The organism is Pseudomonas sp. K5002, assembly GCF_013386655.1.
Classification (GTDB): domain Bacteria; phylum Pseudomonadota; class Gammaproteobacteria; order Pseudomonadales; family Pseudomonadaceae; genus Aquipseudomonas.
The window spans coordinates 1-14,485 of sequence record NZ_JACARK010000160.1 but is presented as its reverse complement, the minus strand read 5'-3'; the positions used below and the strand labels follow the sequence as shown (position 1 = coordinate 14,485).

Annotated in this window: 14 protein-coding genes and 1 tRNA gene; 7 read left to right on the top strand and 8 right to left on the bottom strand. The window is 58.6% G+C overall.

The window, feature by feature from the left end:
- Positions 1-867: MFS transporter (locus HX846_RS08895; protein ID WP_178965283.1), on the top strand; the 867-nt coding region annotated here is incomplete at its 5' end.
- Here HX846_RS08895 and HX846_RS08890 read toward each other — a convergent pair.
- The 3 genes from HX846_RS08890 to HX846_RS08880 form a co-directional block, all read right to left on the bottom strand.
- A complete protein-coding gene (locus HX846_RS08890) occupies positions 860-1,168 on the bottom strand; it encodes an addiction module antidote protein (protein ID WP_003212064.1) in 309 nt (102 codons plus the stop codon). The genes HX846_RS08895 and HX846_RS08890 overlap by 8 nt on opposite strands.
- Before the next feature lie 2 nt (positions 1,169-1,170).
- The gene (locus tag HX846_RS08885) at positions 1,171-1,464 is read right to left on the bottom strand and encodes a type II toxin-antitoxin system RelE/ParE family toxin (protein ID WP_003212063.1); all 294 of its coding nucleotides are present in this window, start codon (positions 1,462-1,464) and stop codon (positions 1,171-1,173) included.
- A 161-nt stretch (positions 1,465-1,625) separates the two neighbouring features.
- Entirely contained in the window at positions 1,626-2,438 is an 813-nt protein-coding gene (locus HX846_RS08880; protein WP_008437810.1) for a helix-turn-helix transcriptional regulator, read from the bottom strand.
- A gap of 95 nt (positions 2,439-2,533) precedes the next feature.
- Here HX846_RS08880 and HX846_RS08875 point away from each other — a divergent pair, with 95 nt between their 5' ends.
- The 6 genes from HX846_RS08875 to HX846_RS08850 all read left to right on the top strand — a co-directional run bounded on the left by HX846_RS08875 (position 2,534) and on the right by HX846_RS08850 (position 8,679).
- A complete protein-coding gene (locus HX846_RS08875) occupies positions 2,534-3,430 on the top strand; it encodes an SDR family oxidoreductase (protein ID WP_178965282.1) in 897 nt (298 codons plus the stop codon).
- A 317-nt stretch (positions 3,431-3,747) separates the two neighbouring features.
- Positions 3,748-3,987 carry a DUF6124 family protein gene (locus HX846_RS08870; RefSeq protein ID WP_003212057.1) on the top strand — a complete coding sequence of 80 codons (240 nt, stop codon included), beginning with the start codon at positions 3,748-3,750 and terminating at the stop codon, positions 3,985-3,987.
- 169 nt (positions 3,988-4,156) lie between these two features.
- Positions 4,157-4,963, top strand: coding sequence for a polysaccharide lyase family 7 protein (locus HX846_RS08865; RefSeq protein ID WP_087692616.1), 807 nt, complete (start codon positions 4,157-4,159; stop codon positions 4,961-4,963).
- A gap of 222 nt (positions 4,964-5,185) precedes the next feature.
- The gene (locus HX846_RS08860; RefSeq protein ID WP_003212052.1) at positions 5,186-5,959 is read left to right on the top strand and encodes a 2OG-Fe dioxygenase family protein; all 774 of its coding nucleotides are present in this window, start codon (positions 5,186-5,188) and stop codon (positions 5,957-5,959) included.
- Complete coding sequence (locus HX846_RS08855) at positions 5,956-6,879, top strand: lysine exporter LysO family protein (RefSeq protein WP_043225584.1); 924 nt, start codon at positions 5,956-5,958, stop codon at positions 6,877-6,879. Before HX846_RS08860 ends, HX846_RS08855 begins: the two co-directional genes overlap by 4 nt.
- Positions 6,880-6,903: 24 nt before the next feature.
- The gene (locus HX846_RS08850) at positions 6,904-8,679 is read left to right on the top strand and encodes an amidohydrolase (RefSeq protein WP_256739799.1); all 1,776 of its coding nucleotides are present in this window, start codon (positions 6,904-6,906) and stop codon (positions 8,677-8,679) included.
- Positions 8,680-8,794: 115 nt separating this feature from the next.
- Here the strand turns inward: HX846_RS08850 and HX846_RS08845 are convergent.
- The 5 genes from HX846_RS08845 to uca form a co-directional block, all read right to left on the bottom strand.
- A tRNA-Gly gene (locus HX846_RS08845) sits at positions 8,795-8,868 on the bottom strand.
- Between the two features lie 137 nt (positions 8,869-9,005).
- The gene (locus tag HX846_RS08840; protein ID WP_178965281.1) at positions 9,006-9,890 is read right to left on the bottom strand and encodes an alpha/beta fold hydrolase; all 885 of its coding nucleotides are present in this window, start codon (positions 9,888-9,890) and stop codon (positions 9,006-9,008) included.
- Between the two features lie 305 nt (positions 9,891-10,195).
- On the bottom strand, positions 10,196-10,888 hold the full coding sequence (locus tag HX846_RS08835) for a pseudouridine synthase (protein WP_003212044.1): 693 nt from the start codon (positions 10,886-10,888) through the stop codon (positions 10,196-10,198).
- Positions 10,888-11,100 carry a cysteine-rich CWC family protein gene (locus HX846_RS08830; RefSeq protein ID WP_003212042.1) on the bottom strand — a complete coding sequence of 71 codons (213 nt, stop codon included), beginning with the start codon at positions 11,098-11,100 and terminating at the stop codon, positions 10,888-10,890. Before HX846_RS08830 ends, HX846_RS08835 begins: the two co-directional genes overlap by 1 nt.
- Positions 11,101-11,173: 73 nt before the next feature.
- Positions 11,174-14,485 (bottom strand): urea carboxylase (gene uca, locus HX846_RS08825; RefSeq protein ID WP_178965280.1); only part of this gene is annotated, 3,312 nt, incomplete at its 5' end.

The window sequence follows — 14,485 nt, the reverse complement described above, 5'->3', positions numbered from 1 at the left end:
TTGCTGGCGCTGCTGTTGGGCGGGCTGGGGGCGAGTACCCAGCATCCGCTGGCTTCTTCGATGATCACCGACACCTACGAGAACGGTGGTGGGGTCAAGGAAGCGCTGTCTCAATACAACTTCTCCGGAGACATTGGCAAAACCCTGGTTCCCGGGCTGGTCGGCCTGTTGCTGACCGTCATCAGCTGGCGCGCGAGCGTCACGCTTCTTGGAATGCTGGGATTGGCTGCGGCGGGGTTGCTGTGGTGGCTGATCCCAACGCAGGCAGCGGCGTCTGCTTCCGGCAAAACCGCCAAGACCTTGATCGGAAGTGGCTCGGTCAGCGGTCTGCGTGCGCTGATCGTCACGGGCACACTCGACAGTGCCGTGCGGATGGGCTTTCTCACGTTTCTGCCCTTTCTTCTGAAAGCTAAAGGCGCCGGCACTGCGGGCATCGGTCTCGCGCTGACCATGCTGTTTATCGGCGGCGCCTTCGGCAAATTGCTCTGCGGCTACCTCGGCGCACGCATCGGCATGATGAAAACCGTGTGGCTGACGGAAACCGTCACGGCGCTGTTGATCGTCGCGGCGGTGTACCTGCCGTTGAGCGGGTTGATGGTGATATTGCCGGTGTTGGGGCTGGCGTTGAATGGCACCTCTTCGGTGCTGTACGGCGCGGTGCCGGATCTCGCTGGGGCAGGTAAACGAGAGCAGGCGTTTGCCGTGTTCTACACCGGCACCATCGGAGGTGGCGCGTTGGCGCCGGTTCTGTTTGGCGGGCTGGGGGACTTGATGGGCGTGCCGGTGGCGGTGATGGTGCTGGCGGGGATGTTGTTGCTGACGTTGCCGTTGGCGTGGGTGGTGCAGCGGGGCTGCTCACTCAAATAATCGAATGATTGGCGACATGCCCCGGCTGTGCTTGCAGATCGATACCCAGTGCGTGAAGCACCTTGAGTACCGTTTCGAAGCGGGGCTTTGCTCCAGGGGCAAATGCCTTGTACAGACTCTCACGGCCCATGCCGGTATCGGTCGCGACCCGCGCCATCCCGCGAGCTTTGGCCACGTACCCGACGGCCCTGAGGAACTCCTCGTTATCGCCGTCGGCCAGAACTTGAGAAAGGTATTCGCTGATGGCTTCATCACTGTCGAGCAGTGCCGCCATATCAAATGTCGTCAGTGTTTGGCTCATGATCAAACTTCCTTTGCCAGTTTTTTTGCTCGCCGGATGTCGGCGTCTTGTGAGGATTTGTCGCCACCGGCCAGCAAGACGATGACGGTTCTTCCTCGCTGCGTGAAATACACTCGATAACCTAGACCGATATCTACGCGCATTTCCGAGACACCATTGCCTACCGTCTTTATATCGCCCAGATTGCCAGCAGATGCGCAATCGATGCGCCGGGCGATGGCGATTTTTGCGCGTAAATCACGTATTGCTGAATGCCAGGTAATGAAGGTCTGCGTTTGCTGGACATGATAGTTCACGGGTTCTCACTGTATCCATATGGATACTGGCTGGCAATAGGCATGAGCACGTGCGCGCGGCGCGGTTAGGCGCAGGAGAATGATGTGAGTAAGGCTAAGGATTCAAATGGTCTCTTGTTGCGAGCGATTGCAGTGTCGAAGTCTCTTGCAGTTGCTGGCGCCTAATCCATCAAGGATGCGATCCGCTGCGCATCCTCCGGCGTCGCCGGGTTGTACACCACCATATTCAGATCCTTGCGCCCATCGACCGCAAACACCGAATACTCAAATTCGATCGGCCCCAACACCGAATGGCGTATCCGCTTGATGCGATCACCATGGGCGCCCTGAACATCGTTTTCGCTCCACATCGCCTTAAATTCAGGGCTGCGTCGACACAGTTCATCCACCAGCGGCTGCACCTGCTCCGCCGCGCCTGAGCGCGCCGTATCAATCCTGAAAGCCCCCAACACAAACCGCGCCACGCTTTCCCAGTCGTATTGGGCCGCGCGGGAATTGGGATCAAGGAACATGAACCGCAGGATATTTCGCTGTTCCGGCGCCTGGGATCCGTAGTCCATCAACATCACCGTCGCCGCCTGGTTCCAGGCCACCACGTCCCAGGTCGCCGTACGCAGGATCGCGGCGCTGGGGTTCAAGGCATCCAGTACCCGTTGCAGGCGTGGCGTCACCGTTTCGTTTTGCTGATAGCGCACTTCGGGTGGGCGTCCGAAGGCCAGCAGGAACAGATGCTCGCGTTCGATATCGGTCAACATCAGCGCATGGGCAATCCGCTCCAGCACTTCCACCGACGGCGCGCCGCCACGGCCCTGTTCGAGCCAGGTGTACCAGGTGGGGCTGATGTTCGCGCGTTGGGCCACCTCTTCGCGGCGCAAACCTGGCGTACGCCGTCGTGCCGATGAGAAGCCGAATGCCGCCGGATCAAGCCGGGTACGTCGGTCTTTCAGATAGCTGCCCAACTGGTTTGCGCTCATAGCCTGTTAGCCTCTATACCCTGATAACTTCACTACTTTACCCGTATAGGGCAAGCGCACAGATTAGTCTCTGAATACACACGGAGATACGGTTCATGCGCATATTTATAACGGGTGCCAGCGGATTTATCGGGTCGGCTGTCGTCAAGGAACTGATCTCGGCGGGCCATCAGGTGCTGGGGTTGTGCCGCTCGGATGACAAGGTGGCAGCGCTGGAGGCCGCCGGGGCTCATGTACATCGTGGGTCGCTTGAGGACCTGGGAAGCCTCAAGTCTGGTGTTGCCCAGGCGGATGGCGTGATTCACCTGGCGTTCAATCACGATTTCTCGAAATTCGTCGCGAACTGCGAGGACGACCGCCGGGTTATCCAGGCGCTGGGAGAGGCACTTGCCGGGTCGGATCGACCGCTGATCATTACCTCCGGTGTCGGAATTGCGAGCACCGTGCCGGGGCAGTTGGTGACGGAGGACGGTGCGGTGGTTACCTCGGCGCAGATTCCCCGTGCGGCGTCAGAAGAAGCGGCCAACGCTGTAGCCGCGACGGGGGTGAATGTGTCGGTGATGCGTTTGCCTCAAGTACACGACACCGTCAGGCAGGGGCTGGTTAGCCCGGTGATCGAGTTGTATCGCGAGAAGGGCGTTTGCGCTTACATCGCCGACGGGAAAAACCGTTGGCCGGCGGCACATATTCTGGATGTGGCTCGGCTCTACAGGCTGGCGATTGAAAAGGCCGAGCCGGGCACGAGGTATCACGCGGTGGCGGAGGAGGGTGTGTCGCAAAGGGAGATTGCCGAGGTATTGGGGACGCGGCTAGGGTTGCCGGTTAAATCCATTTCGGCGCAAGAGGCTCAGGGGTTTTTTGGTTGGTTGGCAAGGTTTACCGCTCACGATATGCCTGCATCCAGTGCGATCACGCGCAAGAAGTTGGGATGGGAACCGGTGGGGCCGGGGTTGCTTGCGGATCTTGCGCAGTTGGAGGGAACTGAAGGCTGAAGCGCGGATTGGCCTGAATATTTGAACCTTGCTCCATTGCCTACACAACCATCAGAATCGTCCCGGTTGTACGCCTTGGGCAACCTCTTTAAGGTTCGTCAGCCGCTGCCCATCAGCGGTCGGGTTTAGTAGCCCGGTGAAGTTTTGGCGTACGGCTGTTCTATCGGTCAGGCATCTTATTGCCTGTGCCTAATGGTAGCTGTGCGCAGGGCGTCTTCGGGCGCGCCGGTTCTGAAACTTCCCGGTCTACTAACCTGCGTACAGCTGCCACCCTATCTCCGTAGTACTGGGTGGTGGTCCTTCTTGAGGATCAACAGATGTGTACTGACTCGTATAACTCACCCGTAAGAATCTTCAGCGTACGTCCCGAAATCGGCACCGATGCATTGCTCGCCAACGCTTACGAAACCATTGCCGGCGCTGGCGCAATGACCAACGAATTTGCCGATAACCTGCCAGATAAGCATCGCAGTCTGGCCTTGGCGATTCAGCAAATGATTGAACTGGGGCTTTTACTGGTAGAAGCCGTGCAGGACCGAGTGGATCGGGTTTCTTGATTCTGTAAAAGGCTTTCCCTTCCAGGCCGCACATACCAAGGGAAGGGCAGCCCTCCAATATTTTTTTCTCTTTCGGCAGTAAGGCGCATTACATTGATTCGACACCCGCAACAGCTATCGGATCTGCTGGCGTTGGAGTTGGGGCTTTGACGAATAATTGGTGACGGTGATGCACGCATTTAAAGTGTTTGGCGCTAGAGTTATCGCGGTGTCGGTAGTGGCCATCGGAGCGATTTTTAACGGTGGAAATGCCTTTGCCCTGGATGCCACAAAACCCCCAGGCGACAACCTGTCCAACCTGAGCCGTGCCTACGTGCTTCAGGATTTCAATGCGCAAGGTCAGGCAGAAGAAATCGCGATCGGCGAAAATCTTCAGAACGCCTATTTCTACACAAACTGTTATCGCACATCGGGATGCCATCAAGGCGTGCCTGAAGGAGCGCTGGTATTCAACACACCCTCGGGTCTTGACGCGACGCCCAACAGTCACTACCCCCGTGTTGAGCTGCGGGCAAAAAGAGAGTTCACCGCAGGTGGGGTGTTTGATAATACCCAGTCCGGCGAGCTTTATGTGGTGCAAAATCCAAGCACAAAATCGATCATTTTTGCCCAGATACATGGCGACAAGGCGGGAGGTTCGGAGCTGCTGAAGCTTCGCTGGGAAGATGGCTCGATCGTCGCCGGGACCAAGACACGCTACGGGCAGAAGGAGCAACGGACAGTCTTGCTGACGGGGCTGAAGGTTAATGACAAGCTCAATTACAAGATTGAGGTCAAGGGCTCCGAGGGCGGCATGGTGCTGCTGGTTTCGGCTGCGGCGAATGGCAGGCAGGCCAGCCGGGAGTTCGATATTCCGCCATCGGGTTGGCAGGGCATCAATCTGTATTTCAAGGCCGGGAATTACAACCAGACCGCTGAGCAGGACGGCGGGGCAGCTATTGTTGCGTACACCTCCCTGGATGTGGGTTACCAGTAGCAGTGTGCGCCGGTTCAGAGACTCCCCGGCCCAGCAACCTGCGTACAGTTTCACCCTATCTGCGTAGTACTGCGTCAGTAATGCCGAGTAAAAAGATTCGTTCCCCCTCGCTCCATTAGCGTCCGACGTCGTTGTAAGACACTTCTCGTTGTTCGCGCCTCCATTGAAGTTCTCCACGGTGATTGCCTATGTTTGATGGCATCAAACCAAGGAGGAATGACCATGCCTCGAAGTGCCTTAGCAGAAGATGGATATCTGCATTACATGCCTCGTGTGAGCCAGACTCATTGCGTCGAAGAGCTCGCAGAATTACGTCGAGAGTTTGAACAGTTGGAACCGGATGAGTACGCCCCGCCTGGAGTAAACAGGTTTCGACGGTATGGCAACGGAGTCATTCTTCCCTGGCAAGACACGCATGAAGGCCACTGGTTGCCAATCGTCAAAGATGGGGCAGGCCACGGACGCGCAGGTTACGACCAAGGCGGTAACAATCCGGATCACGCAAATATTCGCTACTTTCACGCGTTGAGTGATGCGGTAAAAAACAATCGCGTACTACTCGACCTGATCGATGAAGATTTTTCCCTGACGTTCTGGCAGCATCCTGGCCAGCCCCTTCCTATCTATTTTGGGGTGCATTTTGTAAAACTCACGTCCGCGAGTTCGGATCAGCCAGGTATAAGTTCACCGAACTTTTTTCACCAGGATGGAGAGCCCTTCACGTTTGCGCACTTGATCTACCGTTCTTCGAACATGACGGGTGGCATCAATTTTATTGGGCATCCGGAAATTCGAAACATGCTGTTTGAGGACGCGCGGTCAAGTCAGATTTGGGCGGAGTTTACCCTTTCGGAGCCTCTCGATAGTTTTGCCGTTCATGATCCGAAGGTTTCGCACTACATAAGCCCGATCAAGAAACTTGACGACGCCTCTCCCGGAGTCTGTGAGCGCTGTATTGTTTTGGTTGATTTCTCGCCAACCATTCAGAGGATATGACGGTGCAGGCGTTGAGCTCGATATTACCCATCTTGATTGCGTTGGGAATAGGCTATCTATCGAGCAAACTCTTGCTCCCGGATAAAGTTGTTGCCCGATTGGTCAGTCTGATCAGCCCTTTGGTTTGGGGGCTACTTTTTCTGATAGGCACTGAGTTCGGCGAAGTGGTTTCTTCGCTGGATGCGGTTGGCTATGTGCTCAAGACATCTTCGCTTGTCGCGGTCGCAACAACAGTGGTGCCTTGCATGCTGCTGCTGGGCTTGGCGGCTTTGAGAGGGGCTGGACGAGAACCAGGCAGGGTTGCCAGTTTCGATATGCATGGCGCTGCTGCTCCTCTGAAAGAGTGCTTTATTGCGCTGCTGATGGTGGCCTTGGGCGTGTTGTTCACATATGCAGAATCAACCGTTGCAAGCTTGTGGCTTCCGCCCAGCAACGTGATGTTAATGGTACTGATCTTCTTGGTGGGACTCGACTTGTCGAGCATCAAGTTAGGTCGTGACTGGATCTCATGGGGCGTTCTATGCGTTCCGATTGCCGTGGTCATTGGCTCAATATTGGGAGCCTATGCGGTTCATTTCATCACTGGCGAAGATATCCGTTTGCTCCTGGCACTCTCGACGGGATTTGGATGGTTCACGCTATCCAGCGTCCTGGTTGGAGGGCTGTCCGGAGAAGTTCATGGCGCTACGGCATTGCTCGCAGACCTGGGGCGCGAACTGATCGCGATCGCTTTACTGTACCTGGTCGGTGGCTTCCACCCAAAGGTCGGTATTGCCGCCGCTGGGGCAACCGCTCTGGACTCGACGTTACCGATCGTGCGCCAAACCTGCCACTGCGACACGCTGCCTACCGCTCTCATGAGTGGTTTGATTCTGACGGTGTTAGCGCCCTTTTTTATAACCTTCTTTCTGACCGCATGACGTGACCTCTTACTGGAGGAAATCATGACTCCACGATTTTCAGGAGAAAAACCGAGTCTGCAACCATCAGCATTTAAAAGTCTCACGCTCGGCCCGATGCTTGCCGCGTTTGAACAGCTGCTGATGTGTATCAAAACTCAGCCCAAGGCGTTGATCCCGGTGGCTATGTTCCTGTCGCTGACGGGGCCTGTCCGGGCGGAGCCAACGATTATGGAAAATGTGCGTGGTTATACCGTGAGTGGAGGCGGTCTGATGCGTTTTGATGCGTTGGCCTTTGATGCGTCGGGCAAAGTGATTTGCGTCGGTATGGCGGCCGATCTTGCTGGCAAGCATGCATTGGCGACGCGCATCGATGGTAAGGGTGCGTCCCTCTTGCCTGGGTTGACCGATGCGCACGGCCATATCAAATGGCTTGGAGAGTCCCTTCGAAGCATTGCTTTACGGGGCTCTCCAACACTGGTTGATACGCAGGAAAGGCTTCGGGTATTCGCTGCAGCGCGCCCCGGCGCCCGTTGGCTGAGTGGCTCAGGCTGGAACCACGTTACCTGGAAGTTGGGGCGTTTTCCGACGGCTGCCGAAATTGATAAGGTCGTTGTCGATCGACCAGTGTGGCTAATTCGGGTGGATGCCCATGCCGGATGGGCTAATACCAAGGCGATGCAACTGGCGGGTATTACTAAGGACACGCCTGATCCGAAAGGCGGACGTATCGAACGGGATGCAGAAGGTAACCCGACAGGTGTATTTATCGACGCCGCTATGGGGCTGGTCGCGGATATTATTCCGCTGCCTGACGAGCAGGAGCGAGAGGTCGCGTTGCATGCTGCATTGGAGCATCTCAATGCACAAGGACTGACATCTGTGCACGATGCAGGTGCTGATAGGCAGATGATCAAGACGATGCGCGGTTTTGCCGATCGCGGCCGGCTTCCGTTACGTGTCTACTCGATGATCAACGGTGCGGGGGATGATTTCGCGGTGTTGTCCCAGGACGGCCCTTTGATCGGCTATGGCGATGATCGTCTTACCATTCGTAGCGTCAAGCTTTATGCCGATGGCGCTTTGGGAAGCCGTGGTGCGGCGCTGTTTGAGCCATACACCGACGACCCAACCAACAAGGGGCTGCTTTTTGAAAGCCGGCAGGAGATGAAGCACAAGATTGAGTCGGTACTGAAAGCCGGCTTTCAAGCTAATGTGCATGGCATCGGTGATGCTGCCATCAAGCAGGTCATGGATAGCTTTGAACAGACCTACGCCACAGTCGGTGGGCGCGCCTTGCGTAACAGGATCGAGCATGCGCAGGTGGTTGATGTGGAGCAGATACCGCGCTTTATCGATCTAGGGCTGATTGCATCGATGCAGCCTACACATGCTACCAGCGACATGAATATGGCTGAGGACAGGGTGGGTGTCGAACGGATCAAGGGGGCTTATGCCTGGCGCACTCTGCTTAACCAGGGAACGAAAATTGCGGCAGGGTCAGACTTCCCAGTCGAATCTGCCAATCCGTTCTACGGCATACATGCTGCCGTGACTCGCTCGGATCATGAGGGCAACCCCTTGGCTGGATGGCACCCTGAGCAGGCCATGACCCTCTTCGAGGCTTTCCGTGCATTTACGCTGGATGCAGCTTATGCAGCCCATCAAGAAGCTACCCAAGGCAGCATTGAGCCCGGAAAGTGGGCCGATTTTATCCTGGTTGATCAGGACATTTTTGCCGTCAGCCCGGCAGACATCTGGAGGACACGCGTCCTGCAGACTTGGGTTGGCGGGAAGAAGGTCTATCAGGCGATTGAATGAGCCCGGTTCGACCGTTTAATTTCCAAATCCCACCCATAAAAAAACCGGTCACCAAGGACCGGTTTTTTTACACATCCCCCGTCAAAACCAGCCTGACGCAGGACCAAAATCTGAGTGGAGCGGGTAGAGGGAATCGAACCCTCATCTAAAGCTTGGGAAGCTTTCGTTCTACCACTAAACTATACCCGCTCAGAGCGGCTGACTTTGTACCAGATGTGCTCGCGGATTTGAAGTTTTTCTTCGAAAATTCTGTGTTTTACGTGCCAACGGTCGATCATGGGCAGGCGAACCCCCTGGGAAATCCGGCCCGCCCACAACCCCACCGCTCATACGGCAAACGCATGCTGTGGCTGTGACGCGTGGTACCGCAACCGGCTTGGCTGCTGCTCCGGTCTCAAAAAGCCCATCAACGCCTCCCGGCTATCCCGGCACGCGGCCTTGTGCTCCATATCCAGAAAGTGCCCGGTTGCCTGAATCGTGCCGAAGCTGCTTTTCGCAATATGTTGCCCAAACAGCTTGGCATCCTGGGCACTGGTGTACTCGTCCCATTCGCCGTTCAAGAACAACACCGGTATATCAATCTGCTTAGCGGCCTTGAGGTAGCACAGCCGGTCGCTGTTGAGCACGTGGCTGATGTGAAAGTGCATCTGCCCATACTCGTGCTCGGCCAGGCTGCTCACGTGTTTGTGATTGAAGCGTTTGAACAGCGACGGCAGGTGTTTGCCGATGGTGCTGTTGACCAGCTGGCCCACGCGGTCGCGGTCGAGGTTGCCGAGGTAGTCGACACCGCGCTCCAGGTAGTCGCGCATCGGGGCGTTGATCACCGGGGAGAACGAGCTGATCACGGCCTTTTCCACACGGCGCGGGCGATGGGCGAGGGCGACGAGGGTCGCGGCGCCGCCCCAGGAAAAGGACAGCACGTGTTCGGCGGCGAAGTGGTCGATGAGTTCCAGAAGGATCTGGCCCTCGACTTCTTTCGTCAGCATATGCTCGTGGCGGTTGTGGATTTTGGAGCGGCCAGCGTAGGGCTGGTCATACAAAACCACGTTGAACGTCGGGTGCAGGCTTTTCACGGTCTGGGCGAAAGACGCAGTGGTGGCCATTGAGCCGTTGACCAGGATGATGGTCTTGGCTGCTGCGTCCGCGCGATAGAACTCCGTGTAAACCCGATACTGACCCTGTATATCCAGCACAGCGATTTCTGGCCTCATGTCGTAAGACTCCTGGCAAGCGGGTAATGCGCGCAGATCACTCTGCACGAGCTTTGTGACAGGTAGGCATACGCCTGGAAGTGAGGGCCCATGTCGATCCGGTACTGGCTGGCCGACGGGTGTTGTTATGGCGGGCAATTTGCCGTGAGAGGCCCGCAGGTCAAGCGTGCGGACGGGCAAAGTGTTTCTTGTAGGTAGGGGTGACTCGCCAGTCAGATTGCGGCTGGCTGGGTTGATTCAAGCATCAGGGATGCCAGTTCGCCAGTCGATGGCGTGGGTTTTTGCCATCATCGGCTGAACGGTCATCAGACCTGTTGGATTTCAGCCTCTGTAAGCGCCCGGTAATGGCCTGGCGCAAGGGCTGCATCCAACTCCAGCGGTCCCATGCGTTCGCGGTGCAGGCGTATCACTTTGTTGTCGAAGTGCCCGAACATGCGCTTCACCTGGTGATAACGCCCTTCAATGATGCTCAGGCGCGCCGTTCTGGGGCCCAATAGTTCCAGTTCCGCCGGTTGGGTGGTGAGGTCTTCAAAGGCGAAGTACAGGCCGGCGGCGAAGGTGGCCGCGTATTGCGGGCCGATGTCCTGCTCGGTCTCGACGTAGTAGACCTTGGGCAGTTTGGTTTGCGGCTGGGTCAGGCGGCGCGACCACTGGCCGTCGTTGGTGATCAGCATCAGGCCGGTGGTGTTGAAATCCAGACGACCGGCGATGTGCAGCTCGTGCTTGTCAGGTTCATCCAGCAGGTCGAGCACCGTGGGGTGTTGCGGGTCGGACGTGGCGCTGACGCAGCCCTGGGGTTTGTGCAGCATGAAGTAACGCGCGGGTTTGCCGGCTTGCAGCACTTCGTCATCCAGCAACACACGGCTGAACTCGCTTACCGGGTGGTGCGGATCGCTGGTGGCCTGGCCGTCGACGCTGATCCGCCGCTCCACCAGCAACAGGCGAACCTGTTTACGGTTGAAACGGGGCAGGTTGCTGAGGAAACGATCTACGCGCATTACGACCGCTCGTTGCCGCGCAGTTGTTCGTCCACCTGAGCACAACGCGGGCACAGGCAGGCTTTATTGCGCAGTTCCGCCGGCAAGGCTTCGAGCACTGCGGGGTCGATGCTGACGGAATAGCACCAGCACGCCTGGTCGGCAGTGCGCGGGTCGGCCAGGGCGCAATCGTTGCGGGCGCCGCAGGCGGGGCAGAGGGTTGGCGTGGTCATCGGTCGGTTCAGGCTGTATCGGACAAGGTCCCGGTGAAACCCGGTGTGCCTTGCACGATACAGCCCCGCCGCGTTATTGCAAATCACGCTCCAGCACCACCACCCGTTGGCCTGCGCCAATGCCGCTGCCGGGCTGCACCGGAATTTCCCGCACGGTGCCGGCGAACGGTGCGACTACCGGGATTTCCATTTTCATCGACTCCAGGATCACCAGCACATCTCCCGCCGCCACGCGTTCGCCAGCGCTGACCTGCACTTGCCAGAGATTGCCGGCGATGTGGCTGTCGATGCTGTATTCGTTGGCCTGCAAGGGCGTGTCTGCGCCCTGTGGTGCGGCGAGTTCCTCGCTGTCGAAATGCGCCTGGCCGCTGGCGATCCAGCGTTCGCGTTCGGCGTTGAACGCGCGCTGCTGTTGCCCGCGAAACGCGCCGATGCTTTCGGCTTCCTGCGCGAGAAAGGCCTGGTAATCCGTCAGGTTCAACTGGCTGTGTTCGATGCTCAGTTCAAACCGCCCAAGGGGGAAATCCCGGCGAATCTGCACCAGCTCATCGGCGCTCACCGGGTAAAAGCGGATCTGGTCGAAGAAGCGCAGCAACCACGGTTTGCCATCGAACGCGGCGACTTCCCGGTAGCGGTTCCACATCTGCAAGGTACGCCCGACGAACTGATAACCGCCGGGGCCTTCCATGCCGTACACGCACAGGTAGGCGCCACCGATGCCCACGGAGTTTTCGGCGGTCCAGGTGCGTGCCGGGTTGTACTTGGTGGTGACCAGGCGGTGACGCGGGTCCAGCGGCGTGGCCACGGGCGCGCCGAGGTAGACGTCGCCCAGGCCCATCACCAGGTAGCTGGCATCGAACACGGTGTGGCGCACTTCGTCGAGGTTGGCCAGGTCGTTGATGCGGCGGATGAACTCCAGGTTGCTCGGGCACCACGGGGCATCCTTGCGCACGGTGGTCATGTATTTTTCGATCGCCAGTTGGCAGGCCGGGTCGTCCCAGGACAGTGGCAGGTGGACGATGCGCGACGGCACTTGCAGGTTTTGGCTGGCGCAGACGGCGTGCCATTCGGCGGTGATCAGCGCCAGGAGGTCGGCGAGGGTAAGTTGTTCGGGCTGGTAGTGGATTTGCAGGGAGCGGATGCCGGGTGTCAGGTCGATGACGCCGTGCAGGGCTTGTGCTTCGAGGGCTTGCATCAGGGCGTGGGCGCGAAAGCGCAGCACCAGGTCGAGTTCCGGGGCGCCGATTTCCAGGAGCAGGTGGGTGTCGCCGGCGAGGCGGGCGACCAGGCGGGTGTCGGCCTGGCCGATGTCCAGAACAACAGGCGACTCAATCAAATGTGGGAGCGGGCTTGCTCGCGAAAGCATCGCCTCGGTTTGCCTGTCGGACCGAGTTGCCTGCATCGCGAGCAAGCCCGGCTCCCACACTTGATCCCATTTCAAGGCGAGGTCGCGGGCGGTCTTGATGTCGACCGGGGTGAAGCAGATTTTGTCACCCGCCTTGAGCTGGCCCAGCTGCCACAAGTCCGCCTCGATCACTGTCACCGGGCATACAAACCCACCCAGGCTCGGGCCGTCGGGGCCGAGGATCACCGGCATGTCCCCGGTAAAATCCACCGCACCAATCGCATAGGGATTGTCGTGAATATTCGACGGATGCAACCCCGCCTCACCGCCATCCGTACGCGCCCACAGAGGCTTCGGCCCGATCAACCTCACACCCGTGCGGCTGGAGTTGAAATGCACTTCCCACTGGGTGGCAAAGAACGTCTCGATGTACTCGGGCTTGAAGTATTCCGGCGCGCCGTGGGGGCCGTAGATCACCCGCAGTGTTCGCACCTCGCCAAGCGGTTCAGGCACTAGCGTATTGCCGCAACTGAGATCCTCCAACGGCAGTAAGTGCAACACATCACCCGCCCGCAAAGCCCGCCCGCCATGCCCACCAAACTGGCCAAGGGTGAAGGTACTTTTGCTTCCCAGATAATCCGGAACCTGCAGCCCGCCGCGCACGCAAAGGTAGCTGCGAGCACCGGCCCCGGCGATGGTGCCCAGGCTCAAGGTTGCGCCCGCCGGGATCAGCAACGCGGTGTTCATCGGTACCGCTTCATGATTCAAGCGCAGCACAATGTCTGCACCCGTCACCGCCACCACCGCCGCACAATTGAAGCGCAGCAACGGCCCGCTCATGGTGATTTCCAGTGCAGCGGTGCCCTCGGCATTGCCCAGCAGGCGATTGCCCAGGCGCAGCGCGCGACTGTCCATCGGCCCCGACGGCGGCACGCCTACGGCCCAGTAACCGAGGCGCCCCGGATAGTCCTGCACACTGGTTTGCGTGCCGGCGCTGAGCACTTCAAACGTGTTGGCGTGGTACACCAAATCTTCAAGGCAGCGCGTCCACGGATGGCCACTGGCGAACGGTGTAGCGAGCAGAATCTGGCGCAGATAATCGCGGTTGGTTTCCACGCCGTACAGTTGGCTGTTGCTCAGGGCTTGATGCAAATCCAGGCGTGCCTGTTCGCGGGTCGGCGCCCAGGTGATGAGCTTGGCGATCATCGGGTCGAAGTAGGGCGGAATCTCGCAACCGGCCTCCACCCACGTGTCGATGCGCAGGCCTTCAGCGACCGGGAAGTCCACATACGTCAAAAGCCCCGGGCTTGGCTGAAACTCCCGGCCCGGATCTTCGGCGTACAGGCGTGCCTGAATCGCGTGGCCGTGAGGCTTCAGTTGCAGTTCCCGCAATGGCGGCATTTCCCCGGCGGCCAATTGCACCATCCAGCGCACCAGGTCCACGCCCCACACTTGCTCGGTGACGCCATGTTCCACCTGCAACCGGGTGTTCACTTCCAGAAAATAGAAGCGGCCATCGGCGCTATCAAAGATAAATTCCACGGTGCCGGCGCTGCGGTAATTCACTGCCTTGGCCAGGGTGATGGCGGCACGGCACAGCTCATCCGCCATGCCGTCGGGCAGGTTCGGCGCCGGGGTTTCTTCAAGCACTTTCTGGTTGCGCCGCTGCACCGAACAGTCGCGCACGCCGAGGGCGATCACCTCGCCGCCGCCGTCACCAAACACCTGCACTTCCAGGTGCCGGGCGTGCTGGATGTACTTCTCGATAAACACACCGGCATCGCTGAAATTGTTCTGGCCCAGGCGTTTCACCGCCTCGAAACAGTCGCGCAATTCATCGGCGCTTTGGCACACGCGCATGCCGATCCCGCCACCACCGGCGGTGCTTTTAAGCATGATCGGATAGCCCACGGTTTCCCCGGCCAGTAGTGCGGCGTCGAGGCTGTTGAGCAGCTCGGTGCCTTCCAGCAGCGGGATGTTGTGCTGCCTGGCCAACGCGCGCGCGGTGTGCTTGAGGCCGAATACCCGCAGCTGTTCCGG